General features: G+C 66.1%; 18 protein-coding genes and 1 tRNA gene. 12 read left to right on the top strand and 7 right to left on the bottom strand.

The genetic code is table 11. The annotated features are described in order from the left end of the window. The first annotated feature begins 4 nt into the window (after positions 1 to 4). Together ACW17X_RS05065 and ACW17X_RS05060 are read left to right on the top strand one after the other, a co-directional pair. Entirely contained in the window at positions 5 to 955 is a 951-nt protein-coding gene (locus ACW17X_RS05065) for an aspartyl/asparaginyl beta-hydroxylase domain-containing protein (RefSeq protein WP_492099951.1), read from the top strand. Between the two features lie 78 nt (positions 956 to 1,033). Continuing rightward, positions 1,034 to 2,833 (top strand): acyl-CoA dehydrogenase, encoded by a 1,800-nt coding sequence (locus ACW17X_RS05060; protein WP_492099950.1) that lies wholly within the window; start codon positions 1,034 to 1,036, stop codon positions 2,831 to 2,833. Here ACW17X_RS05060 and ACW17X_RS05055 read toward each other — a convergent pair whose 3' ends face one another. The 3 genes from ACW17X_RS05055 to ACW17X_RS05045 are packed head-to-tail and all read right to left on the bottom strand — an operon-like array spanning position 2,834 to position 5,357. After that, positions 2,834 to 4,000, bottom strand: a complete 1,167-nt coding sequence (locus ACW17X_RS05055; protein ID WP_492099949.1) for a glutathionylspermidine synthase family protein — start codon at positions 3,998 to 4,000, stop codon at positions 2,834 to 2,836. A 3-nt stretch (positions 4,001 to 4,003) separates the two neighbouring features. Next, positions 4,004 to 4,744: a PspA/IM30 family protein gene (locus ACW17X_RS05050; protein WP_035305458.1), complete on the bottom strand. Its 741-nt coding sequence runs from the start codon at positions 4,742 to 4,744 to the stop codon at positions 4,004 to 4,006. A gap of 16 nt (positions 4,745 to 4,760) precedes the next feature. Further along, the gene (locus tag ACW17X_RS05045) at positions 4,761 to 5,357 is read right to left on the bottom strand and encodes a YjfI family protein (protein WP_492099948.1); all 597 of its coding nucleotides are present in this window, start codon (positions 5,355 to 5,357) and stop codon (positions 4,761 to 4,763) included. A 177-nt stretch (positions 5,358 to 5,534) separates the two neighbouring features. On the opposite strand from ACW17X_RS05045, the gene ACW17X_RS05040 reads away from it, so the two are divergent. The 10 genes from ACW17X_RS05040 (at position 5,535) to ACW17X_RS04995 (ending at position 21,597) form a co-directional block, all read left to right on the top strand. Beyond that, a complete protein-coding gene (locus ACW17X_RS05040) occupies positions 5,535 to 6,581 on the top strand; it encodes an ion channel (RefSeq protein ID WP_492099947.1) in 1,047 nt (348 codons plus the stop codon). Positions 6,582 to 6,583: 2 nt separating this feature from the next. Further along, a complete protein-coding gene (locus ACW17X_RS05035; protein WP_492099946.1) occupies positions 6,584 to 7,231 on the top strand; it encodes a DUF2491 family protein in 648 nt (215 codons plus the stop codon). A gap of 26 nt (positions 7,232 to 7,257) precedes the next feature. Continuing rightward, positions 7,258 to 7,671 carry a DUF350 domain-containing protein gene (locus tag ACW17X_RS05030; RefSeq protein WP_492086650.1) on the top strand — a complete coding sequence of 138 codons (414 nt, stop codon included), beginning with the start codon at positions 7,258 to 7,260 and terminating at the stop codon, positions 7,669 to 7,671. A gap of 5 nt (positions 7,672 to 7,676) precedes the next feature. After that, a complete protein-coding gene (locus ACW17X_RS05025; RefSeq protein ID WP_492099945.1) occupies positions 7,677 to 8,309 on the top strand; it encodes a DUF1190 domain-containing protein in 633 nt (210 codons plus the stop codon). 180 nt (positions 8,310 to 8,489) lie between these two features. After that, a complete protein-coding gene (locus tag ACW17X_RS05020; RefSeq protein WP_492099944.1) occupies positions 8,490 to 11,255 on the top strand; it encodes a TonB-dependent receptor in 2,766 nt (921 codons plus the stop codon). A gap of 196 nt (positions 11,256 to 11,451) precedes the next feature. Next, complete coding sequence (locus ACW17X_RS05015) at positions 11,452 to 11,955, top strand: RNA polymerase sigma factor (RefSeq protein ID WP_492099943.1); 504 nt, start codon at positions 11,452 to 11,454, stop codon at positions 11,953 to 11,955. Positions 11,956 to 12,039: 84 nt separating this feature from the next. Further along, the gene (locus ACW17X_RS05010; protein ID WP_492099942.1) at positions 12,040 to 13,047 is read left to right on the top strand and encodes a FecR family protein; all 1,008 of its coding nucleotides are present in this window, start codon (positions 12,040 to 12,042) and stop codon (positions 13,045 to 13,047) included. 80 nt (positions 13,048 to 13,127) lie between these two features. Further along, positions 13,128 to 16,106, top strand: coding sequence for a TonB-dependent receptor (locus ACW17X_RS05005; protein ID WP_492099941.1), 2,979 nt, complete (start codon positions 13,128 to 13,130; stop codon positions 16,104 to 16,106). A gap of 37 nt (positions 16,107 to 16,143) precedes the next feature. Then, positions 16,144 to 17,970: a Ca2+-dependent phosphoinositide-specific phospholipase C gene (locus ACW17X_RS05000; protein ID WP_492099940.1), complete on the top strand. Its 1,827-nt coding sequence runs from the start codon at positions 16,144 to 16,146 to the stop codon at positions 17,968 to 17,970. A 597-nt stretch (positions 17,971 to 18,567) separates the two neighbouring features. After that, complete coding sequence (locus ACW17X_RS04995; protein ID WP_492099939.1) at positions 18,568 to 21,597, top strand: TonB-dependent receptor domain-containing protein; 3,030 nt, start codon at positions 18,568 to 18,570, stop codon at positions 21,595 to 21,597. Positions 21,598 to 21,923: 326 nt separating this feature from the next. Here the strand turns inward: ACW17X_RS04995 and ACW17X_RS04990 are convergent. From ACW17X_RS04990 to ACW17X_RS04975, 4 genes are all read right to left on the bottom strand, one after another. Beyond that, positions 21,924 to 22,013, bottom strand: a tRNA-Ser gene (locus ACW17X_RS04990). Between the two features lie 85 nt (positions 22,014 to 22,098). After that, positions 22,099 to 23,088, bottom strand: coding sequence for an NUDIX hydrolase (locus ACW17X_RS04985; protein WP_492099938.1), 990 nt, complete (start codon positions 23,086 to 23,088; stop codon positions 22,099 to 22,101). Positions 23,089 to 23,092: 4 nt separating this feature from the next. Then, positions 23,093 to 23,686, bottom strand: coding sequence for an HD family hydrolase (locus tag ACW17X_RS04980; RefSeq protein WP_267516743.1), 594 nt, complete (start codon positions 23,684 to 23,686; stop codon positions 23,093 to 23,095). A gap of 160 nt (positions 23,687 to 23,846) precedes the next feature. After that, positions 23,847 to 24,656: a methyltransferase type 11 gene (locus ACW17X_RS04975; RefSeq protein WP_492099937.1), complete on the bottom strand. Its 810-nt coding sequence runs from the start codon at positions 24,654 to 24,656 to the stop codon at positions 23,847 to 23,849. Positions 24,657 to 24,675: the final 19 nt, after the last annotated feature.

The raw sequence follows: 24,675 nt of genomic DNA, 5'->3' as shown, positions 1-24,675 counted from the left end.
CCCCATGCGATTGTCGCAGCCCTTCTATCAGCTTCCGGTCCTGTTCGACGTCGAGCGTCTGCAGGCCGAGGTCTCGGCCCTGCCGAACGAGGCGTGGGGGCCGCATCCGGATCGCGTGCATGGCAACAGCGCGGCCCGCCTGATCAGCGCCGGCGGAGTGGAAACGGATTCGGTCCATGGACAGATGTCGCCAACCCGCTGGCTGGAGCAGATGCCCTATCTGCGTAAGGTGCTGGCGGGCTTCGGCGTGGTGTGGAGCCGGTCGCGGCTGATGCGTCTCGCGGCCGGGGCCAGCGTGCCGGAACATGCCGACATCAACTATCATTGGCATACGCGGGTGCGGCTGCACATCCCGGTGTGCACCCGGCCCGAGGTACGTTTCCACTGCGACGGCGAGGCCGTGCACATGGGGGCGGGAGAAGCCTGGATTTTTGACAATTGGCGGCGGCACCATGTGGAGAACAGGTCCGAGGCCGAGCGGATCCACCTGGTCGCGGACACCACAGGCACGGCGTCGTTCTGGCAGTTCGCCTGCGGCAAGACGCCGCCGCGTGACCAGTGGCGGACGGTGGGCTGGGATCCGGCCGCGCCGTCGCACCTGCTGACCGAGGCTGACCAGAGGTTCGCTGTCATGCCGGCGGCGGAGGTGCAGTGGCTGGTGGATGATCTGTGTGACGAATTGACGCCCGCCCTCGACAGCGCCGACGCTCGGGCGCGCGCCGAGCGGTTCCGGGCGGTGCTGGCGGGCTTTGTCCAGGATTGGCGCCAGCTGTGCGCGCTGCACGGCGTCAGCGGGCGGGCGCGACCCGATTTCGTTCGTCTGGCGGGGGCCGCGCATCAGGCCATCAGCCCGCTGGCGGCGGGGCTGGTGATGCGTACCAATGGCGCCGGCGCTCTGCTGGTGCTGGAGAAGCGGGTGCTGCAGCATCTGGTCGCGGAACAGGGCGCCGGCTGAGGGCGCGCTTGCCGCCTGCGGGGCGGCGACCTAGGCTGGGCGGCTGTCGCCGCAAGACGGCGTCTTCGGAGACTTCGCATGTCCGACGCCTCGCTGATTCTGTCCCGGCGCGATCTGGATTTCATTCTGTATGAATGGCTGGAGGTCGAGCGGCTGACGCAGCGGGCGCGGTTCGCAGATCATGATAGGGTGTCGTTCGACGGGGTGCTGGACACCTGCGCCCAGATCGCGGCGGACGCCTTCGCCCCCCACAACCGCAAGGCCGATCAGAACGAGCCGACCTTTGACGGCGAGCGGGTGACGATGATCCCCGAGGTGGCTCAGGCCCTGGCGGCGTTCCGCGAGGCGGGTCTGTTTTCGGCGTCGCAGGATTATGAGCTGGGCGGGCTGCAACTGCCCAATGTGATCGAGCGCGCCGGTTTCGCCTGGTTTCAGGCGGCCAATGTCGGCACGGCGGCCTATCCGTTCCTGACCATTGGGGCGGCCAATCTGCTGAAGACCCATGGCACGGCCGCGCAGATCGACGCCTATGTGCGGCCGATGCTGGAGGGGCGGTTCTTCGGCACCATGTGCCTGTCGGAGCCGCAGGCGGGATCGTCACTGGGCGATATCCGCACCCGCGCGGTTCCGCAGGCCGACGGAAGCTATCGGCTGTTCGGGTCGAAGATGTGGATTTCGGGCGGGGATCACGACCTGTCCGAAACCATCGTCCATATGGTTCTGGCCCGGATGGAGGGGGCGCCGGCGGGGGTGAAGGGGATCTCGCTGTTCGTGGTTCCCAAACACCTGCTGGACGAGAGCGGCGCGCCGGGCGAGCGCAACGACGTGGTCCTGGCCGGGCTGAACCACAAGATGGGCTATCGCGGCACGACCAACACCCTGCTGAACTTCGGCGAGGGGCGGCATGCGCCGGGCGGGCAGGGGGGCGCGGTCGGCTGGTTGGTCGGGGCGCCGCATCAGGGGCTGGCCGCCATGTTCCACATGATGAACGAGGCGCGGATCGGCGTGGGGGCGGGCGCGGCGGCCCTGGGCTATACCGGCTATCTGCACGCCCTGGACTACGCGCGCGGCCGGCCGCAGGGACGGCCTCTGTCGGCCAAGGATCCCGCCAGTCCGCCCGTGCCGATCATCCAGCACGCCGATGTGCGCCGCATGCTGCTGGCGCAGAAAGCCTACGCCGAGGGAGCGCTGGGGCTGAACCTGTATTGCGCGCGGCTGACTGATGATCAGACGACGGCCGAGGATGCGGCCGAGCGGGAACGGGCCGGGCGGCTGCTGGACATGCTGACGCCCATCGCCAAGAGCTGGCCGTCGCAGTGGTGCCTGGAGGGCAACAGCCTGGCGATCCAGGTGCTGGGCGGATACGGCTATACCCGCGACTATCCGGTCGAACAGTTCTATCGCGACAACCGGCTGAACCCGATCCACGAGGGGACGCATGGGATCCAGGGGCTGGACCTGCTGGGCCGCAAGGCGATCATGGACGGCGGCTCGGGGCTGAAGCTGCTGGGCGAGACTGTTCTGGCGACGGTGGCGCGGGTGTCGGGCGACCCCGAGTTGGAGCCCTATGGCGAGGCCCTGGCCAAGGCCATGGTCCGTATCGGCGAGGTCACGGCGACGGTGTGGCGCGACGGGGATCCGGAGCGGGCCCTGGCCAACGCCTCGACCTATCTGGAGGCCGTGGGCCATACGGTGCTGGCTTGGATCTGGCTGGAGCAGGCGCTGGCGGCGACGGGCAAGACCGGCGACTTCTACGACGGCAAGCGCCAGGCCGCCCGCTACTTCTTCCGCTGGGAACTTCCCAAGATCGGACCGATGCTGGACCTGCTGGTCAGCAAGGACGACACCACCCTGGCGATGCAGGACGCCTGGTTCTGATCACGTGCGGATGAAATGCGGCACGAAGCGCGAGGTGTTGCGAGTGATACGGCCCGTGTCCTCGCGCAGGCTGATGCCGGCGGGCTCGGTCCCTACGACCCAGGAGCCGACGATGACGTGGTTGCCGTCGAACAGGGGGGGATTGCAAAGGGCCTGGCGGATGTAGCGTCCCTCTCCATAGCCGCCGTCCACGACCTCGGCCGCGCTGAGCCCCTGGTCGATCAGTTCGACATTGTCGCCCTCGCGCGAGAACAGGGGCTTGCGGACATAGGATGAGCCCAGCGTCGCCTCGGCCGGATCGCCCTCGAAATAGGACTCCAGCAGATTGGGGTGGCCTTTGTGCCGTTCCCACAGCAGAGGCAGGATGGCCTTGTTGGACAGGATGCTCTTCCAGGCCGGCTCCAGCACCGTGACCTCGGCGGTGGGCAGGGGGGCGGCGTATTCGTCGCGCAGCATCTGCTCCCACGGATACAGCTTGAACATCGCCTGGATGATCCAGTTCTCGTGGTCCACGAACCGGCCTTCGGCGTTGAGACCGATCTGGTCGATAGCGACGAACTGGGGCTCCAGCCCGGCCTGACGCGCCAGGTCTTCCAGGAAGCGCACGGTCTGGCGGTCCTCGACGAACTCAGCGTCCGAGGCGAAGTGGACGAAGCCGCCGTTGGGGAAGATGGCGCGGAAGCGGTCGACCAGCTTCTCGTGCAGGCTGTTGAACTGGTCGGCGTCGGCGGGCAGGGCGCCGGCCGCGATCTGGTCCTCCAGCCACAACCACTGGAACACCGCCGTCTCATAGATGCTGGTCGGGGTGTCGGCGTTGTATTCGTAGAGCTTGGCCGGACCCTTGCCGTCATAGGCGAAGTCGAACCGGCCGTAGAGGGACGCATCGCCCCGTTTCCAGCTGGCGGCCACATAGTCCCGCATGGTCTCGGGAATATCGAGCTGCTCCATCAGCCGCTCGGACTGGACGGCCTCATTGACCAGCTCCAGGCACAGGCCGTGCAGTTCCTCGGTCGGCGCTTCGATCCCGTCCTCGATCTCGGGCAGCGAGAAGGCGTAGGCCGCCGTCTCGTCCCAATAGGGTTTGCCGTCGGTATGGCGCCAGGTGAAGCCGAGTTCCTCGGCCTTGGCGTCCCAGTCGGTGCGGGGATCGAAGCGCAGACGCTCCATGGTTCAGGCCGGGTCCTTGTCGGGGGTCGATTGGCCGATGCGCGGCGTGACCACGGTTACGTCCGGCTGGCTGAGGCGGGCCAGAACGTCGTCGGCCGAAGAATGACCGGGCAGGATGCCGGCTTCGCGCAGCTTGGCGTCCAGGTCGGCGCCGGTGCGGCGGTCTTCCAGGGCCTGGCTGGCGTTGAGCTTTTCTTCCTGGATGGCCTGGCGCTGCTTGATGCGTTGCAGGCTGTCGGCGGCCGAGCCGATACGCGACTGGGCGCCGGCCGAGTTCAGGGCGACCGAGGTCTGGGCGCGCTGGACGGAGTCGTTGACCTTGACGATGTCGATCTCGCGACGGAGCGTCTCGATCTTCTGGTCGGTCGAGGCGATGGCGGTGCGCAGTCGCGTCTCGGCCGTCTTCATGTCCTCGATCAGCGGGCCGCGGCTGGTGATCTCGACCTCCAGCTCGGCGATGCGGCCGGCGACTTCGCGGGCCAGGTCGGTCTTGCCTTGGCCCAGGGCGGAGCGGGCCGAGCTTTCGTATTTGGCGATCTGATCGCGGAAGCTGGCCATTTCGTTCTCGGCCATGCGGCGGCGGGCCACCAGGCCGGCGAGGTCGTCGCGCGCCTTGCCTTGGGCGTTGTCAGCGTCGCGGATTTCCTGGTCGAGGATCTTCAGCGCATTGGCGTCGACGACGCCCTGGGCCGCGTCATGGGCCGAACCGCGGAACAAGGCGGAGAGTTTTCTGAGCATGGACATGGTCGGTCTTCCGGGATCAGGCGGCTTCGGCGCCGAAGGTTTCACGCAGTTCGGTGGCGTCGATCGCGTTCTCGGCCAGGGTGCGCAGTTCGATGAGGATGGTCTGCAAGGTGGTCTTGCACGACAGTTCGCCCATCAGCTCATACACGTCTTCGCCGCCGACGTTGGTGATGGCGAAGTTGGACAGGGGCACTACGCGCTGGGCCTTCAGCAGGAACTCGTTGAAGGCGTGGCGGTCGGCCTGTTCTGCGACGGGCCACAGCAGCACCGAGCAGACGATCTGGGCGCCGCCGACGCTGAGGTAGACCGGCAGGTCGCCGTATTCGTGCATGGTGGCCAGCAGCACGGCGTCCGCGCCCTCAAGCACGCGCAGGGTCATTTCCCCTTCACGCAGCAGGGCCGACTCGTCCAGCGCCGCCTTGATGGCGGGCACGGTCCAGGGTGTTTCGATCACGGCGTCCATAGGGTGGTCGTCTCCAGGGGTGGTGGGATCAGAAGTGGGGCGGCGCGAGCGGCCGGCAAGGCGCTGAGCAGCAAGCTGGGGGCCGCGGGTGGAATCCGTGACGATGGCGCGGACGGCGGCCTTCACGTCGTCGCGAGCAGATTCGGGCACCCAGAGCTCCAGCTTCACCATGCCGGCCGCCCGACGCGCCTGTCGCCACGCACGAATGCGATCATTGGCGGCGGAGGAGGGTGGAGCGGCTGAGGGCATGTTTCATGAAACGCGTAACATGAACGCTTGACTTCGCCTAGGGGTCTGCGATCAGTTGGCTTCGAAGAAGGGGATGGTATGCTGCTGCCGAGGATGAAACTGGCGCTGATCTTCGACCGGGCGTTTCACGCCATGGCCGATATGCACTGGCGGATGCTGACCGGGCTGATCCTGTTCCATGCGGTTTCGTCCTGGCTCCTGCTGGCCTTGGCGGGAGAGACCGAGCTTCATCCGCCTGTGACTTTCATCTACTGGTACGCGACGACGGCCTATACCGTAGGTTATGGCGATCTCAGCCCGCAAGGCGTCGCAGGGCGTCTGGTCACCGCCATCTGGATCTTTCCCGGCGCCATTGCGGCCTTCACCACTGTGGTGGCCAAGGTGCTGGGCGCCATCGGCGACATCTGGCGTGCGCGACGAGCCGGAAAGGGAGACTATTCCAAGATGACCGACACGATCATTCTCATCGGCTATCACCCGACCCGAACGGCCAAGATGATCGGGGAGTTGTGCGCTGAGTTGAACACGACCCAGACCCTGGTCCTGATGACGCGCCAGGTCATCGCCGATCTGGATCCGCGGGTCCGGTACGTCCAGAGCGAGAGCCTGACGTCCTCCGAAGGCTTGGCCCGCGCCGGAGCGGCGACGGCCAGCCGGATCCTCGTGTACGCCGACACTGATTCCGACACCTTGACCGCGACCCTGGCGGCGTCCGCCGTGGCGCCGAAGACGACGCATATCGTCTGCTTCTTCGAAGACGCCGACAGCGCGCGGCTTCTGGCTCAGCACTGCCCGCATGTTGAGATCGTCTTGTCGTCCGGTCCGGAGATGCTGGCGCGTTCGGCGCGTGATCCGGGCTCCAGTCAGGTCATCAGCGCCCTGACCAGCCAGCTCGACGAAAGCGCCACCCTGTTCAGCCTGAAGTGGCGGGGCGCGGCGCAATCGGTCGAGACGCTGACCCAGGGGCTGCTCCAGCACAGCGCAACTCTGCTGGCGCACCAGCCGCAGGGCGTCGATGCGCCGCGTTTCAACCCGGCGGCGGAAACGGCCGTGGAGGCCGGCGACCGCTTGTTCTATGTTTCGTCCGCCCGGCTGGATCAGGCCCGCCTGGCCGGAAACGCGTAAAGATGTTCAAGAAGCTTTTTGGATCGTCGGACAAGGTCGAGCCCGCCTCCAAGCTAGCGACGGTGCGCAATATCACCGTGGGCCGCACCGTGTCGCTGGATCCGCTGGCCTGGCGTCGGCTGGGGGACGAGACCCATTTCACCCTGGATCGGGACGTGCTGGACATCTCGGCCCAGGGTCTAGTCAGCCTGGACGGCGGGCAGTTCGTCCATCGTTTCTATACCGACGACCACGTCATGCTTCAGGCCATGAGCGACGACGAGGCGGGGCTGGAATCCTATGACTTCAGCCTGTTCATCCCCTGGACCTCGGCCTATCCGCCGGGCGAGCGCGAGCGCCGGATCTGGCGCGACCGGCTGTCGGCGCCGGTGTTTCATGGGGCGGCCGAGGAACTGCCCGACTATCCGCGTTTCTGGTTCGCCGAGAGCGACGCCGTCCAGCCGCCGGTCACTCTATGGGAGACGATCTGGGACGACCGGGCCGCAACCAAACCCTATGCCAAGATCTTCCAGACCTGCATGCTTTACGCGCGGGAACTGGCGGACGGGCGCGAACTGATGATCGCCCTGGAGCAACAGCCCGAGGGCGGCGAGACGACGCACGAAATCATGATCGGCATTCCGCTGGAAATGGCCGAGTTCCGCGCCTGAGGGCGCACATCGAGGGGCAAGACAGAATGTTCGACTGGTTCATATTTCAGCAGGGGGCGATCGCCTTCATCATCGCCTTCGCGGCGGCCGGCGCCTTCACCCTGGCGTTCAAACTGGTCTACCAGTGGGTCACGCCGTATCATGAACACACGCTGATCCGCGAAGGCAATACGGCCGCCGCCATCGCTCTGGGCGGGGCCTTGATCGGCTATGTCCTGCCCCTGGCCTCCGCCCTGTCGCATACGGTGAGCCTGATGGAGTTCGCGGCCTGGGCCCTGCTGGCTGGCATCATCCAGATCGTTGTCTTCGTGGCCATCAGCCGCATGGCGTTCCGCAATCTGGTGGCGCGCATCGAGGCGGGCGAGATCGCGGCGGCCGTCTATCTGGCCTCCATCTCCATTTGCGTCGGCTTGCTGAACGCCGCCTGCATGACGTCGTGACCGCCATGACCGACCCCAAAAAGGAACCGGGCGACCTGCCCCAAACCACCACCATGCGGCGGCTGAAGAGGTCGCGCGTGCTGCACGTCAGCAGTCTGATGGCCACCGCCAGCTTCTCGCTGGCCGCCTGCGGCGCCCCCGACGTTCCGGCGCCTCAAGCTGAGCCTGTGCCGGCGTTGGCCTATGCCTCCCTGGAGGAATGCCGCACCGCCAATGACATCCCCGACGACCAGTGCGACGCCGCCCTCGCCAAGGCCCAGGAAGAGGCGGCCAAGACAGCGCCTCGATACGCCACGCGCGAGGAGTGCGAAGGCCAGTGGGGGCCGTCGCAGTGCCAGCCGAACAATCAGGGCGGCGGCTCCTTCTTCACGCCGCTGCTGGCCGGTTTCGTCGTCGGCCAGCTGCTGAACGGCGGCGGCTATCGCGGCGGCGGCCCGCTGTATCGCGACCGCCAGGACCGCTATTCGAATGGCTACGGCGGCGGCTACACCTACCGCGACTATCGCACCGGTCGGACCATTACCAACGCCCGCGAGCATGGCGATGTGGCGCGCCAGGCGCCGACGCGGGTTCAAAGCCGCACGACGGTCGTTTCGCGCGGCGGTTTCGGCGGCGGCGGGCGCAGCTACGGCGGCTGAGCCGGCGAACATCGAGGCGCATGATCGACGGCCCGCAGGATGCGCCTGCGGGCCGTTTTTCGTGTCAAAATCGGTCGAACAAGACAGGGCCGTGAAGTTTGAATGAAAAGCCCTGTCACACATTGAGGGGGGCTGAGGGCCCGTCGTTGAAGCGCCTAGAACTCACTGGGGGCTACTCAAATGAAGAACCGAATTCTGGGCACGACGGCGTTCGCCGTGGTCGCCGCAACGCCGTTCGTCGCCTTGGCGCAGGCCGCCGAACCGGCCGCCGTAACTGCGGCGAGCCAGGCCGAAGCCACGCTGGACGAGATCGTCGTCACTGGCTCGTATCGCCGCAGCCTCGAAGAGGCGGTGGACATCAAGCGCAAGACCGTCGGCTTCTCGGACTCGATCGTCGCCACCGACGTCGCCAACTTCCCCGAGCAGAACCTGGCCGAGGCGCTGCAGCGCATCCCCGGCGTGACGATCGAACGCAACAGGGGCCTGGGCCAGCGCGTCAACGTGCGCGGTCTGCCCACCGAGTTCACCTTCGTCAGCATCAACGGCCTGGCGACTGCTTCGGGCAGCGGCGGCCGGGACGTCGAGTTCGACATCTTCGCCTCGGAAATCCTCCAGCAGGTGACGGTCCAGAAGTCGCCGCGCGCCGCCGACGAAGAGGGCGGCATCGCCGGTTCGGTAAATATCTCGACGGCGCGTCCGTTCGACTACGCCGGACGCCGGGTCGTCGGCTCGGTCGAGGGCGCCTACAACTCCATCTCCGAAGAGGTCGATCCCAAGATCGCCTTCCTGGCCAGCGACACCTGGGGCGATTTCGGCGCCTTGGTGTCCTTCTCGACGGCCCGCCGGACCAACCGCACCGACTCGGAATCGGGCATCAACTTCCGCCCGATGTCGCGCTTCCTGGCGACGTCCACCGGGACGCGGGGCACCCAGGCGGCTGCGGTTCTGCTGCGCGACGCCGGCATCTCGGTGCCGAACCGCGCCGACACCAAAGTCACCAACCGCATCATCTTTCAGGACAAGGTCGGCGACCGCGCCTATCTGAACACCCAGGACCAGTGGGGCGGCACGGTCGCGCTGCAGTATCGCCCGTCGTCAAACTTCAGCCTGGCCTTCGACGCCATGGTCGGCAGCTATGAGACCACCGAGGACGAGTATGATGCGGCGGCCTATTCGGCCTCCAGCCGCTCGACCCTGGAGACCATCCACGAATATGACGCCACCACCCTGGCCGACTACGGCATGGTCGTGCTGCGCGACGTCTCCTACACCGCGACCCAGCACGAGATGCTGAGCAAGGAGCGGATCAACAACACCGACTACCAGCAGTTCGGAACCGAGCTGAACTGGAGCGGCGACAGCTGGAAGCTGCACGCCATCGCGGGTTATTCGGGCGCCGAGAAGACGCTGGACTATTCCAACCTGAAGCACACGGCCTATGCGCCCTCGCGGACGCGCTGGACAGCCGAAGGCGGCGAGACGATCAAGAGCGCCAATCCGGCTTCGATCGACATGTACAACTCGCCGTCGAGCTATCTGTTCGAAGGCTATGAGACCACCTACGAAGAGATTAACGACGACAAGTACGCCGCCCAGGTCGACTTCACCAAATACCTTGATTTCAGCTTCTTCCCGGCGCTGAAGAGCGTCCAGGTCGGCGGGCGTTATACGGACAAGTCCAAAGAGCGCCAGTATGGCTCGCTGAACATCCAGGGCTCCGGCGCGGGCAAGGTCGATTATCTGGGACGCCCGATGTCGCAGAGCGAACTGACGACGATCGGGGATCTGGTCCCCGGCGGCTCCTACAGCATCCGCGACCTGACCTGGAGCCAGGTTTCGAACGACTACGCCCGTCGCACCTTCCGCTACGACGGCTTCTTCACCCCGTTCAACGTCGGCGATTACTACGAAGTGACGGAAGAAGTTCTGGCCGCTTACGCTATGGCCGACCTTGAGTTCGACCTGGGGCCCGTGCCGGTCTCGGTCAATGGCGGCGCGCGCTATGTGGATACCTCGATCACCTCGTCGGGCTATCACCAGATCCAGAACCCGAACGGCACCACGGGCTATACGCCCGAGCCGGTGTCCAGCGACGGCAGCTATGACAAGGTGCTGCCCAGCCTGAACATCACCGCCGACCTGACGGAGAGCCTGATCGTCCGCGCCGCGGCGTCGGAGACCCTGATCCGTCCGGCCCTGTCCGACCTGGCCTACAAGCGCACGGCCAGCTGGAACTCGTTCCGCTTCACCGACGGCAACCCCAATCTGAAGCCGACCTACGCCAAGCAATGGGAAGTGGGCCTGGAACAGTATCTGGGCGACGGCGGCCTGCTGGCGGTCTCCTACTTCTGGAAGGAGATCGAGGGCGTGGTGCGTCAGGCCCTGACGGGCACGGTGCCGAACGTGACCAAGTACAACGCCAACGGCTCGATCGACGGCGTCTACACCTTCGACGTCTATCAGCCGATCAATGAGCCCGGCTCCTATGAGGTCAGCGGCGTCGAACTGGTCGCCGTGGTGCCGTTCGGCCAGTTCTTCTCGCCGCTGGAAGGGTTCGGGATCAACGCCAACTATACGGTGCTGGACAGCTCGCTCACCGGCTCCTCGACCCTGGGCATTCCCACGCCGCCCATCGGTCTGGCCGACAACACCTACAACGTCACCCTGTTCTACGAGAACGCCAAGCTCCAGGCGCGTGCGTCATACAACTACAAGGACGCCTATGTCGAAGGGATCGGCTACGAAATGTATCCGATCACCCGCGAGGGCTACGGTCAGGTCGATCTGTCGGCCAGCTACCGTGTGACCGACAGCCTCCAGATCAACCTGGAAGGCATCAATGTCACGGACGAGGCGACCAAGGGCTATACGTTGGATCCGTCCTTCCCGACGATGTACGAGAAGTCGGGACGCCGCATCAACTTCGGCCTGCGGATGGAGTTCTGATCCATTCCAACGCGCGACTGTCATGTTGAAGGCGGGGGGCGATTGACGTCGTCCGCCGCCTTCCCCGGCCGCGAGACCGCGTTCGCCCCTTGGGGCGGCGGGGTCACGCCTCGGGACAAAGCCTGGCGCGACGCCCCTTCCGCGAGGAGGGGGCGTCTTCGCACATTCTCGCCTGACGCCCGGCGAAGAGGCGACGATGGCGGTTGATCAAATCTTCGCCGCCCTGCGTCGCGACCTGATGGCCTATGTCCAGCGCAAGGGGCTGTCGGTCGAGGATGCCGAGGACGTGGTGCAGGAAGCCCTTACGCGGTTTCACCGGGCGGGACATGACCTGTCCGGGCCCGACGCCCGGCCCCTGTTGTTCGTCATCGCCCGCAATCTGCAGACGGACCGTTGGAAGGCGGCGGGCCGGGCGGGTGTTCGCGGGACCGACGATATTCATTCGCTGGACGCCGGGCCCCGCGCCGTCGCCTGCGATACGCCGGCCGCCGACCAGCATCTGATCGGACGCGAGAATCTGGCCGCCGCAGCCCGGGTGATCCGCGCCTTGCCGCCGCGAACTCGAGACGCCTTCCTGCTGCACCGGTTTGAGGATCAGACCTACGGCCAGATCGCCAAACGCCTGGGCGTGTCGGTGAGCATGGTCGAGAAACATATCGCCGAAGCCCTCCGTCAGCTGAAGATTTCACGGGATGGCTGAGGTGTGCGGCGAAACTGTCGTTGTGACTATTGAAGGCGTCGGCGCCGTATCCCCCAGCCGCGCTCCGGAGCGTTCTGTTCGCGCATGATCCAGCGCCTGACATCCCTGTTCGATCGTCGGCCGCAGACTGCCGAAGCCTGGCTGGCGCGCATGCGTCGGCCCGATGTTTCCGCGCGTGATCAGGCGGCTTTCCTCGAATGGCTGGAAGCGGACGCAGACCACTTAAGCCAGTACGAGGCCGCCAAGGCCGGCCTGGCGGAGCTGTCGCCGCTGAGCGGAGCCTTCTCGGCCGATCTGGCGCGGCTGCGGGGCCGCGGGACTGTCCGATCGCAGAGGCGCCTTTTGATCGCTGGCGGCCTGGCGACGGGCGCGGTCGCGGCTCTGGCGGCTCTTGTCCTGGTTCTCCCCGGCCTGGGCCATGAGCCGCCTGTTCGGGCGGGTCGTCTCTATGCCAGTGCGCCGGGTCAGATCACCGATGTCGCGCTTGAAGACGGGTCTCGCGTCACTCTGGACGCCGATACGCGGATTCAGGTCGCCTACGGCCGTGACGCCCGGCGTGTGGTGCTGCTGCAGGGCGCGGCCTATTTCGACGTCGCCCATAATGCCGAACAGCCCTTCCAGGTCGCCGTCGAGGATCGCCGGGTGATCGTCACGGGCACGCGGTTCGCCGTCGCATTGAGGAAAGATCAGGCTGAGGTGTCCCTGCTGGAAGGGCGGGTCGCCATCGGCCGTACGGACATCGGCAAGGCGCGCGCGCTGGAGCGGGCCGTGGTCCTGGCGCCTGGCCAGCAGGCGGTGTTCACCCCGGGACGGGACGGACTGCGTGTACGTCGGATCGACGTCGAGGCCGCCACCGCCTGGCGTGAGCGCAGGCTGGTCTTCCACGACACGCCGCTGTCGGTGGTGATCGATGAGGCGGGACGGTACGCCGGCACGCCGATGGTCATCGCGGATCCTGCCCTGGCTGACATGAGGGTGACGGCCGTCCTGCCCCTGATCGGCGAGGCGGGCCTGATCGATCGCATGGACGCGTTGCTGCCGATCACGGTCGAACATACCGCCGACGGTCGCGCCCTGATCCGCGCCGACTAGGTCTATCGTAGAGCTGTCACGCAAGCGCGCTAAGCGTTGCGCTTCTGTTGTTCGCCCTCTTGTCGCAAGGCACGGCCCGCGTGAAACCGCCCGCACCATCGACGCCGTTCGGTGCGCGACGTGACGTGGTCGCGATGGTCGCAGCTCTGTCTTTCCTGACTGTCGGCGGATGGACCTCGTCCGCTCAGGCGCAGGAGGGAATGCGCGACTTCGACATCCCTGCGCAAGACGCCCGACGCGCCCTGGTGCAGCTCTGCGTTTCGGCCGGATGCGAACTGGCGTTTGTCGCGCCTCCGGACGAGGTGCGGCGAAGCCGGCCGGTTCGGGGACGGATGTCCTGGCGCGCGGCCGTGCGCCAGATGCTTGAAGGAACGGGCCTGAGGCACCGGTTCATCGGCGCCCGTGGGGTGCGCGTCTGGATGGAGGCCTCGGCGACGCCCGAGCCGCTGCCTGTCCTGGCTGCTGAGCTGGAATCGATCACTGTGGTGGGGCGGTTGTCCGAGCAGATTGAAGAGTCCCTGCGCCGCAAACAGGCCGCGGATGTCATATCCGACAGCGCGTCCTCGACCCGGATAGGCGAGCTTCCCGCCGCCAACCTGGCCGAGGCCTTGCAGCGCGTGCCCGGCGTGGCCATCGAGCGCGAGGTGGGCGAGGGGCAGTTCGTCAGTGTTCGGGGGCTGGGGCCGCTGTTTCAGTCGGTGACGCTGAACGGGGCGCCGGTCGCCTTCAATGAGAACATCCGCAACTCGACCCAGAGCGGCCGGCAGTTCCGGTTCCGCGCCCTGTCGGCCGATCTGCTGGCGGGGGCGCAACTGACCAAGTCGGCGACGCCCGATCTGATCGAGGGCGGGATTGGGTCGAATATCGACATCGAGACCATCGGGGGGCTGGACGGCGATCCCTTTCTTAGCGTCAGGGCGGGTGCGGCGATCGAGGCCCGCACGCGCCGGCCGGAGACGGATATCTCCGTCGCGGGGCGGTTCGTGTCCGGGGGCGGGGACTGGGGGCTGGTCGGCGGGATGTCTCAGGAGGGGCGGTCTGTCCTCTACGACCGCTTCCAAGTCGGGCGCTATACGGCGGTAAGGATCGGCGACGACGACGTCATGGCGCCGAACGACGTCCGCACGACCGTCGAACACGAGGATCGGCTGCGGCGCAGCGTTTTTCTGGGCGGGGAATGGCGGGCGTCGCCATCGGTTCGACTGAGGTTCGACAGCCTGGTGTCGACCTTCGACAACACTATTCGTGAGGACAGGATCGCCTATGGATTGGGTGCTCTGCTGGAGGCGGCCGATGCGTCGGCGGTCATTCATGACGGCGTGGTCACGGCAGGTTCTGTTCAGGTCGGCACGATCGACAACAACACCGAATTTTCGGACCAGGCGCATCTGAACGTCGTGGTGTCCGGCGTGGCGACGGTGACGCTCGGCGAATGGACGCTCAAGCCTCGGATCAGTCTGTCCCGTGCGCGATCGCGGTTGGATACGCCGCTGGAGCGGATTTCCTTTCGGTCGATTGCGCCGCCCGCCTATGGGTTTGACGTCCGCGACGCCGCGTCTGACCGGCAGGCGGCGCTGCTGGAGACTGACCTCGACCTCACCGACGCTTCGGCCTTTGTATTTAGACGGTTGGGCGTGCGTGCCATCGAGTCTGTCGACGAAGACCTTACGGCGCTTGTCGACATGCGGCGTCCGGTGGATGTGCCGCTGGGGGTTATGGATCTTGTCGACGTGCGGTTCGGCGGCCAGATCAGCGACCGGTCACGGGACTATCAGAGGCGGGATCGCGAAGCGGCGCTAAGGCCCGGAGCGGAGGTGACGCCCGCCTTTCTGGGCGCGCGGGTTCATGACGGCGTATTCGACGAATTGATCCGACGCCATCCGGGGCGCTGGGCTGCGGCAGACTTCGACCTGTTTCAGGACGCCTTTTTGATTCTCGGGGAAAGCGACGCTCTCAGCGTGGGCCCTGACGCCCTGGTCCCGACCGGCGCGGATCTGCAGAACTCCTACGCGGTCGGAGAGCGTGTGGGCGCTGTATACGGCCGGGCCGACTTCGAGGGACAGGCCGCCGGAACACCCTTCTTCGGCAACTTCGGACTTCGTCTGGTCACGACGCGGACGGAAGTGAACGGGGCGTTTCTGAACGCGGGGCAGAACGGCGTGGCGGCTATCCGTCCAGTGTCGCACACTGGCGCCGACACGGCCCTTCTGCCCAGTTTCAACATCGCCTTCGACCTTGATCAGGGGCGGCGGCTGCGGCTCGCCGCATCGCGGACGATGACCCGGCCGTCGCTGGCCGATCTGCGTGTGGCGACCGTGCCCGCCAGTTCCCTCGTCTCGAACATCTACGAGCGGGGACAGGCGGAGATCGACGCTCCATCTCCGGGGTCGATCTTCACCGGGGTCGGCGGAAACCCGGATCTCAGCCCCTATATGTCGACCAATCTCGACGCCTCCTACGAGTGGAGCTTTCCGCAGGGCGCGCTCAGCATCGCGATCTTCCACAAGGCGATCGACGATTTCATCGGGCTGGTGGAGACCCCAGAGACCCTTGTGTTCGAGACCCGCGCCGGTCCCCTGGTGCGCGCCGAGGTGCTGATGTCCCGGCCCGCCAATCTGGGGCGCGCCACCAGCCGGGGGCTGGAGATCGGGCTTCATCGCCGGCTGCCCTCCGGTTTCGGCCTGTGGGCCAGCGGCACCTTCACGGACGGCCATGGACCTGGAGGGCGCAGCCTGGCCGGGGTGTCGCGCCGGGCCTATTCGATCAATCCCTTCTTCGAACGGGGACCGGTCGCGGTCGGCCTGTCCTGGTCCTGGCGGTCCGCCTTCCGGTCCGAGGCGGACATGCAGGGGGGAGGGGTGTCCGACTTCACCGTCGGCGCGGCCGGCTATCTGGACGCCCAGGCCTCGTTCGATATCGGATCGGGCGGCGCCTTGGTGATCGCCGCCTCGAACCTGACCGACACGACCGACCTGGCCTACGAACATGACACGCGGCGCCTGCTGCAGCTGGGACGCGTCGGACCCAGTGTGACCGCCAGCCTGCGCTGGTCGCTGTGATCATCTTTCAAAGTCTATGTGAACTCGAGGAGTGCTTATGCTCAATCTGATGGCCGCCCTGATGGCGAGCTCGGCTCTGGCCGGCGCGACGCCGGCCTGCGATCTGGACGCCGCCGACGTGCGGGCGGCGGGGGGGGACGCCTGCGCCGAGGCCTGGATGGACCGGCGCCTGGGCATGAACGACCTGACGGCCGTGGGCACCCACAACAGCTACAAGCTGCCGATCCCGGACGCCGAGCTCCAGGCCATGATCGCCGTCAATCCCGCCGCGGTCGCCCTGGACTATTCGCACCGGCCCCTGGCTGAACAGCTGGACGCCGGCGCGCGCCAGATCGAGATCGACGTGCTGAATGATCCGCAAGGCGGACGCTACGCCCATCCCCTGTCCGCTCTGGGCCGACCGGGGCAGGGGGCGCCGGTCAGCGCGGCCTTCGCCGAGACCATGGCTCGACCGGGCTTCAAGACCCTGCACATGCCGGACGTCGATTTCCGCAGCACCTGCCTGACCTTCGTCGCCTGTCTCACCGAAATCCGTGACTGGTCCCGCGCCCATCCGGACCATGCTCCAATCCTGATCATGCTGAACGCCAAGACAGGCGGCGCCTCCATGCCGGGCGGGACGACCCCGCTGGACTTCGACACGGCCGCCTGGGACGCACTGGACGCCGAGGTGCGTTCGGTGTTCGACGCCGAACGGCTGATCACGCCCGATCAGGTGCAGGGACGTCACGCGACTTTGCGTGAAGGCGTTCTGGCCGGCGGCTGGCCGAGACTGGGCGCGGCGCGAGGCAAGGTCTTCTTCGCTCTGGACGAGGGGCCCGAGAAGGTCGCCGCCTATCGGGGCGCACGCCGTTCGCTGGAGGGCCGGGTTTTCTTCGTCAATACTGACGAGGCTTCGCCGGCCGCCGCTTATCTGACGCTGAACGACCCCGTCGGCGAGCAGGCGCGTATAAGGGCCGCCGTGCGCGCGGGCTTCATCGTCCGCACTCGCGCCGACGCAGACACAGCAGCGCCGCGGATGGGCGACGTGGCTCAACGCAGCGCCGCCTTCGCCAGTGGGGCGCAGTATGTTTCGACGGACTATATGTGGCCTGATCCGCGTTTTCCCCCCTATCAGGTGCGGCTGACGGGCGGCGCGGCGGCCGTCTGCAACTCGCTGCGGACCGAGAAGCGTTGCGACGGTCTGGCGGCCGAACGGACCGGCGAGGCGGCGCCCCGGGGTTATCTGGCCCAGGCGGAGCGGCCGGATCTGACGACCGTGCTGGCTCCGCCGCCCGAGCCGGGTTCGCCTCGCGCTGTCGGGGACCGGGGGGTCTTCGTCGAGACCCGGGCCTTGCAGGGCACGCCCCGATGGGCGCTGGCGACCTCTGATGTCTCGGGCGAGACCTATGACCACTTCGCCGAGGCGCTTGGCGTGCGCCTGACGCCAGAGGAGGCTCCCATTCTTACTGCGCTGCTAGACCGGGCAGGCAATGATCGGTCGGCGGTCGGGGACGCCAAGACGCATTGGGACACAAAACGACCCTATATCGGTATGGACCAGCCGATCTGCGAAGCCAAGACCGACCACCTGGCCGGCAACCCCGACTATCCGTCCGGTCACTCGGCCCACGGCGCCCATGTGGCCATGATCCTGGCGGAACTGGCGCCCCAGCGCGCCGACGCCCTGTACGCCCGAGGCCGCGAGTTCGCCGAGAGCCGCTACATCTGCGGCGCCCACAGCTACAGCGCGGTTGAGGCCGGCATCTTGTCAGGAATGGTCATCTATGGCGCCGAGCAACGCTCCGACGTCTTCCGCCGCGACATGGAGGCCGCCCGGGCCGAGGTGCAGGCGGCCTTGGCGCGGGCCGGTCTGGCGCAATAGGGCGATCATGCGGGGCTCCGTTGGTCAAAGGCCGCTGAGCCCCGCGTTTCCTCGCGACCACAGTCGGATGGCCGGGGTCGGGCGAGCAGATCCGATACGCAGACCTTTGGCGAGACCGTAACGGGATAGGATGTCAGGTCCTCAACCTGTCCGCCGCCGAGCATGACCGCGACCGTCGAATCAGGTCGGTTGCCAGAAAAAATAGCCCGATTCAAAGCATCGCGTATCTGCAATCCGCCTTATTCAGGCGGCCTGACCTTGGTATTGGACGTCTACCCTGTCTTGCCGGAGCGTTTGGCGCATCTCGGTGTTGAAGCGGGGTCGATCACGAAGGCCTAGGACGTGAGGTTGGTAAAAAATACTACCTAGTGCGTGTTTTCCGCAAGTTCGGGACAATTATTCGGATTTTTCAGCTTTCGGCCGGTCATAACCACTATGTCGCCATATTGACACAGCTACGTCCGAAACGTGTCGCGAACTCGGCGTATTGGCATTAAATTGGGCTCTTTAGGTGGTCATTGGTATTGACACCAGTCGCGCGTCTGGGCGTGTTTGGACACCGTCAGTTTTTGGCGGTCTTCGCGACTGAGGGGCACGATGAACAATACCATTTTGAAACTGATGCTGACGACGAGCTTGTTGGCCTTGGCGGGGCAGGTGCAAGCGCAGACGGTAAGCGCCGCCCAGAACACCGCGACCGCCGACGACAAGGCCGAGGTCGGAGAGGTGGTTGTGACGGGCACGCGGATCGTGCGGCCGAACAACCAGTCCGCAGCGCCGGTCACGAGCGTCACCGCAGCGGAAATCGAGGCTTCGGCCGCGGTCAACATCGAAGAAATCCTCAACCGGCTGCCGCAGGTCGCGCCGGACAGCCAGCAGAACTATCAGGATTCCGACGGCCGCCAGCGCATCAAGCTGCGTAACCTCGGCTTTGAACGCACCCTCGTGCTGGTGGACGGCAAGCGTCTCGGGACGATGAACGGCCAGGACGCCGGCATCATTCCGACGTCGATGGTCCAGCGGATCGACGTCCTGTCGGGCGGCGCCTCTTCGGTTTACGGTTCTGACGCCATCTCGGGCGTGGTCAACTTCATCCTGAAGGATGATTTTGAAGGCCTGCAGCTGGACGCGAACTACAGCTTCTACAACCACGAGAACAAGACCACGATCGTCACGCCGGTCGCGCAGGCCTCGGCCTTCCCCACGCCGATCGGCACGGTCAACGACGGCGGTCGCAAAGACATCACCCTGACCTACGGCAAGCATCTGTTTGACGACGCCCTGACCCTGTCGGGCTTCGTGAACTACCGCGATGCGGACCTGGTCCCCTATTCGGATCGGGCCACATCGGCCTGCTACCTGACGCAAAGCGTTGCGGACGGCCCGTTGAGCTGCCTGGCGTCGACCTATACGCCGGCCGGCTATCTTTCGCCCCAGGGCGGCAGCAATAGCGGGTCAGTGTATCTGAACAATCCGGATGGTTCGCGCACCTTCGTGCCTTATGGCCTTGGCGAAGGCAAAGCCGCCAACCCCTACGACGGCTACTCGTACCAGCGGGAATCGGAGCGCCTGAACGCCGGCCTCTTCGGCACCCTGAAGCTGAACGACAGCGCCGAGATTTACGGGAACGTCATCTGGTTTAAGGATGAATCGTACAACCGCTTCCCGACGCGGGTCTACAGCTACACGGCGTACGGCAGCACGCCTTACAGCGTGAACTGCGACAACCCCCTGATGTCCGCTGCGCAAGCCACAGGGATCTGCGGAACCCAGGCCGGCACCTCGGCTATGATGCCGCTGGAAGTCCGCTATCGCTTTGACGAGCTGCCCTATACGTTGGCCACCTATGTGAATGAAGGCGTGCGGGCCACCGGCGGCGTTCGCGGCGTGTTCGGCAACGTCTGGAACTATGACATCGGCGGCGTCTATGCGCGCAACCAGATGGACTCCAACGGCGGCGCCTTCGCCGACTTCGCCAAGGTCAATCGGTCCTTGAACGTCGTCAACGTCAACGGCACGCCGACCTGCGTGTCAAAGGTCGACGGCACCGATCCCAACTGCGTGCCCTTCGACGCCTTCAAAGCGGGCAATAACGATCAGGCGCTGGCCGACTATCTGTTCACCGGCCAAAACGGCACGAGCACCGGCGTCGGCACCCTTTACGACTTGGTCGCCACGGTTTCGGGCGACCTAGCCGAGTACGGGATCGTCAGCCCCTGGGCGGATCAAGGCGTCGCGGTTTCGGCCGGCCTCGAGTACCGGGAAGAGCATTGGGAATCGACGGCTGACGCGATCTATCGTCTTGAAAACGGCGGGTCCGATGTCAGCCTGTCGCAGAGCGTCGTCGAAGGAAACATCGAGTTCCAGGCTCCGCTGATGGAAGAGCGCAAATATGCGCACCTGCTTCAGGTCAACGGCGGCTATCGTCTGTCGCGCTACGACACCAACCCGGAGACCTTCAGCACCTGGAAGATCGAAGGTCTGTACGCGCCGGTTCAGGACGTGACCTTCCGCGCCGCCTTCAACAAGGCCCAGCGCGCCCCGACCGTGATCGAGATGTCGCAGGCGTCGAACATCAGCTTCACGACACAGGGCGGATCGCAAAACGACTTCTGCGCGGGCATCGCTCGCCAGATTCAGGATCCCAATGACCCGACGAAGCAAATCACCGTCATCGACGCCCCGACCGCTTCGCGCGAAGTCTGCCGTGCGACCGGCCTGAGCGACGCCCTGTACGGCAGCACCAGCCTGTCGTGCCCGAACTCGCAATGTACGGTTCGGACCGGCGGCTTCACGGTCGATCCCGAGACCGCCAACACGACCACCTTCGGCGTGGTTCTGCGCCCGCACTTCCTGCCGGGTCTGACCCTTTCGATCGACCGGTTCATCATCGATCTGGACGACTCGATCAACTACAACGACTACAGCTACTACCAGAACGGGTGTTTGACCAGCGGCGGCGACGCCTACTTCTGCGACAAGATCGTTCGCGATCCGGTCACGGGCGTCTTGTATAGTAACGCCGCCTCCAACCCGACCTCGGGCTTCATCAGCCAGGGCACGACCAACGCCTACAAGTCGAAATCCCATGGGTGGGACTTCCAAGGCCAGTACGGCCTCGAGCTGGAGCAAATCGGCAAGTTCGACTGGACCTTCAACGGTTCGCTGTCCACGCGTCAGAGCGGCCAGGACTCGCCCCTGCGGCCCGAGATCAACTGCATCGGCTACTTCGGCTCGTGCGGTGGTCAGTTCGTGCCGGAATGGACGCACGGCCTGCGTACGACCTACACCATCCCGAACGATCGTCTGAGCGTGTCGGTGAACTGGCGCTACGTCTCGTCGCTGACCCACACGGCGAACTCCGGCGATCCTCTGCTGGGCTGGGTCGCAGGCAAAGAGCTGAAGACCTTCTACCGCATTCCGGCCTACAACTACTTCGACGTGTCGGTGGCCTATAAGGTGACGGACGATGCGTCGCTGCGGGTGTCGGCCAACAACATTCTGGATGAAGAGCCGCCGATCGTCCCGAACTCCTACAACGTCAGCCTGGCGCGGAATAACACCCTGCCTCAGCGCTATGACTCGCTGGGACGTCAGATCTCGATCGGCCTGACGGTCAACTTCTAAGCGGCTGATTTCAGCCTCCAAGGCCTGAGTCGTTTCGGCGGAGCTGCACCCTGCAGCTCCGCCGATTCAATTGGCGAAGAGCATGGCTTGTGTCGGCTGCAGGGCTGCTGCGAGCGTGGTTGGCCGTGGATCTAAGTGGGCGCCCTGGGGGCGCGTGGCGGCCGCACCGCTTCTCAACATCCATGACGCAGCTGCCGGAGCACTGTGTGGAGGCCGCATTTTTGGCTTCAAGTTGAGGGTCAGCGCCGCTTCGCTGCGTGACCGATGCGGCGAGGAAACGCCGTATAGGGTCAGCCCTAGGCTGTCTCTTATGCTCTAACGGAAAATGGCGGAGAGGGTGGGATTCGAACCCACGGTACCCTTCCAGGCACGCCGCATTTCGAGTGCGGTACATTCGACCACTCTGCCACCTCTCCGCGGTGCATAGTCGCTTGGTCGAGCGAGCGGCTTCTCTAATGGCAGGCGCGGCGTACCGCAAGCGCTCTGTGAAAGAATTTCGACCTATCTTTGCGCGGGCAGGGAAAGGCCCGGCGCGGCGCCGGTTTGGGGATCGACGCCCTTGAATCGAAACAGTTCCGCCGGGCGCCCGCCGGTGGCGGAGGATAGCTGTCCGGTGGGTTCGACGAGGCCTGTCCGTTCGACGCCGCGGCGGAAATTCTGCTTGTGCAGGGTGAGGCCCGAGACGGCCTCTGCGGCGGCCTGGAGCGTCGACAGAGTGAAGACGCCGGGGGTCAGGTCGAACAGGACCGGGCGGTACTTCAGCTTGCTGCGCAGACGGCCCAGGCCGGTCGCCAGGATGCGGCGGTGGTCCGAGGCCATGGTCATGCCGGGAAGGGCTGGGCCGGGAAGGGCTTGGCCGGGAAGAGCCGGGCCGGGCAGGGCAGGGGCCTGTGGCGGCTGGCCGGCGTCGCGCCAGGCCTCGGCGACCAGCCGGGCCTCGTACAGAAGCTCATAGCGTTCCAGCACCCGTTCCTCGTTCCACCGGTGGTCGGGCGTCAGGGCGAACAGGGCGCGGGCGCGGGCTTGGCGTTGGTCGTTTTCGCCGGCCCAGAGCGCTAGGCCTTGCGAGAGAGCCGCGCGCAGAGCCGGGTTGTCGGTGCGGCGATCTTCCCACGGGAAGATATCGAACACGGCGTCCCAGCGGGCGTCGTGGGTCTGGCCCTCTGCCGCGTCCGGGGTCAGGGCCAGATAGCCGACCGAGACCTCGCGCCTCTGGTCGGCGGCGGGCGTGGCGCGGGGCGTGGCGCGGCCCGCGTCGCCAAAGGTGTAGAGCTGTTCGACGAAGCCGAGACGGAAGCCGGTCTGTTCGGTCACGAAGTCGCGTAGGGCCCGTTCGAAGGTGCGGTCGCGCACGGGATCGAAGGGACCAAAGGGCAGGGCGCGGGCGCCGTCTTCACCCTGGGTCGTCAGGACGACGGCCCGACGGTCCTTCAGCGCCATGACGACGACCGACAGGCCGATGCGCACGCCCTGATCCGCCGGTCCCGTCATCGGCCTATTCCGTGTGCCAGGCGTCGTCGGCGGGCAGGAGGCCGACCGCCTTGGCCAGGACCTGATAGCGCTCCAGATAGCGGGCCTGGGCGATGGAGGCGGGCTGGGGCTCGATGATCAGGCTGTAGCCCGGCGGGGGAGAGCCGAAGAAGCCCAGCGACTCCTTTTCGTTGAACCCGGCCAGCTGTGTCGCCTCGAAATAGGCGCAGGCCTTGTCAGCCTTCTTGATCAGGGTCTTGATCGTCTGGGGCGTCTTGGGCGGCAGGCCGTAGCGAACGTGGATGGCCGCCTCGAGCCGCGCTTCGAAATCCTTGTAGCCCGAGCCCAGGGCCGCCTTGAACGGCGAGATCATGTCGCCGATGACGTATTCCGAGGCGTCGTGCAGCAGGGCGGCCAGGCGCCATTTGGGATCCAGGCCCGGCTTGATGTGGGCGGCGATCTCTTCGACCACGACACTGTGCTGGGCGACCGAGAAGGCGTGTTCGCCGATCGTCTGACCGTTCCAGCGGGCCACGCGGGCCAGGCCGTGGGCGATGTCCTCGATCTCGATGTCGAAGGGCGAAGGGTCGAGCAGGTCCAGGCGACGGCCCGACAGCATGCGTTGCCAGGCGCGGACTTCGGTCTTCTTCTTGGGGCGCTCGGCCAAATCTTCGATCCTGATCGCGTGTGGGCTGGTCAGGTGACGCAAAGCGGCGCGGGGATCAAGACTTGCGGGGCGATCCGGGCGGATCGAAGAGCGTCCGGGCGTGAAAAAGTCGTCAGTCCCCGACGTTCAGGGCGACCAGTTCCTTGGCGGATTCGAAGACGCGGCCGTTCTTGGCCTTGGAACGCACGGTGGCGATGACCAGGGGGCCGCCGGCGGGGCCGCGCGCGACGAAGCCGACCTGACGCCAGGCGCCGGCCTCGACGCTGTCGTCGGCGAGCAGGAAGGTCATGCGCGTCGCTTCGCCCGGCGCCTGGGTGCGGACCTGGGTGGTTTCGCCGTCGGTCTGAACGCTGACCGCGCTGGTCTCCGTTCGCACGCCCTGGCCATCCTTGGACTCAATATTGATGCCCGCGATCCGCACGGTGGCGTTGTCCCCCTGGGTCTCGATATGGAGACCGGGCAGGCTGACGGTGGCGTCTTCGCCCTTGGTCTTGATGTTGACGCCGGGCGCCTCGACCGAGGCCTTCTCCTCACCCGTTTCTGTCTCGCGGGCGTCGATCCGCACCGCCGCCTGGGGGATCTCCGCCGAGAGACGGCGCTCATAGTCCCGCAGGACGTCTTCGGGCGCCCGGCCGTCCAGCTTGACCAGATAAAGCACCACCTCGGCGCCGCGCGGCCCGCCGTAGGTGCAGGAGCCGCCGCCGGGACTGGCCGATCCCTTGCGGGTCAGGACGCTGACGGTGTCGGGGCATTGCAGCCCGTCCACCACCTTCAGCACGCCCTGCGAGGCATTGTCCGAAGAGCGGGTGGTGGAGGTGGTGATGCGGACAGCGTTTTCGCCGTCGCACGCCGCCAGGCCGGCGCTGAGGATCGCAGCCGAAAAGCCGGCGGCCAGAAGACGATACGGGACGGTAACGCTCATGGTGCTCATTGTGATCGCT

Source organism: Brevundimonas sp. FV1ye4L, from assembly GCF_058681255.1.
Note: the sequence above shows the minus strand (reverse complement) of the source record. Positions and strands in the feature narration are given on the sequence as shown.

Excerpts from the sequence above, each read along its gene's own strand:
- ACW17X_RS05065 (WP_492099951.1), top strand. The coding sequence starts at position 5 with ATGCGATTGTCGCAGCCCTTCTATCAGCTTCCGGTCCTGTTCGACGTC.
- ACW17X_RS05060 (WP_492099950.1), top strand. The coding sequence starts at position 1,034 with ATGTCCGACGCCTCGCTGATTCTGTCCCGGCGCGATCTGGATTTCATT.
- ACW17X_RS05055 (WP_492099949.1), bottom strand. The coding sequence starts at position 4,000 with ATGGAGCGTCTGCGCTTCGATCCCCGCACCGACTGGGACGCCAAGGCC.
- ACW17X_RS05050 (WP_035305458.1), bottom strand. The coding sequence starts at position 4,744 with ATGTCCATGCTCAGAAAACTCTCCGCCTTGTTCCGCGGTTCGGCCCAT.
- ACW17X_RS05040 (WP_492099947.1), top strand. The coding sequence starts at position 5,535 with ATGCTGCTGCCGAGGATGAAACTGGCGCTGATCTTCGACCGGGCGTTT.
- ACW17X_RS05035 (WP_492099946.1), top strand. The coding sequence starts at position 6,584 with ATGTTCAAGAAGCTTTTTGGATCGTCGGACAAGGTCGAGCCCGCCTCC.
- ACW17X_RS05030 (WP_492086650.1), top strand. The coding sequence starts at position 7,258 with ATGTTCGACTGGTTCATATTTCAGCAGGGGGCGATCGCCTTCATCATC.
- ACW17X_RS05025 (WP_492099945.1), top strand. The coding sequence starts at position 7,677 with ATGACCGACCCCAAAAAGGAACCGGGCGACCTGCCCCAAACCACCACC.
- ACW17X_RS05020 (WP_492099944.1), top strand. The coding sequence starts at position 8,490 with ATGAAGAACCGAATTCTGGGCACGACGGCGTTCGCCGTGGTCGCCGCA.
- ACW17X_RS05015 (WP_492099943.1), top strand. The coding sequence starts at position 11,452 with ATGGCGGTTGATCAAATCTTCGCCGCCCTGCGTCGCGACCTGATGGCC.
- ACW17X_RS05010 (WP_492099942.1), top strand. The coding sequence starts at position 12,040 with ATGATCCAGCGCCTGACATCCCTGTTCGATCGTCGGCCGCAGACTGCC.
- ACW17X_RS05000 (WP_492099940.1), top strand. The coding sequence starts at position 16,144 with ATGCTCAATCTGATGGCCGCCCTGATGGCGAGCTCGGCTCTGGCCGGC.
- ACW17X_RS04995 (WP_492099939.1), top strand. The coding sequence starts at position 18,568 with ATGAACAATACCATTTTGAAACTGATGCTGACGACGAGCTTGTTGGCC.
- ACW17X_RS04985 (WP_492099938.1), bottom strand. The coding sequence starts at position 23,088 with ATGACGGGACCGGCGGATCAGGGCGTGCGCATCGGCCTGTCGGTCGTC.
- ACW17X_RS04980 (WP_267516743.1), bottom strand. The coding sequence starts at position 23,686 with ATGCTGTCGGGCCGTCGCCTGGACCTGCTCGACCCTTCGCCCTTCGAC.
- ACW17X_RS04975 (WP_492099937.1), bottom strand. The coding sequence starts at position 24,656 with ATGAGCGTTACCGTCCCGTATCGTCTTCTGGCCGCCGGCTTTTCGGCT.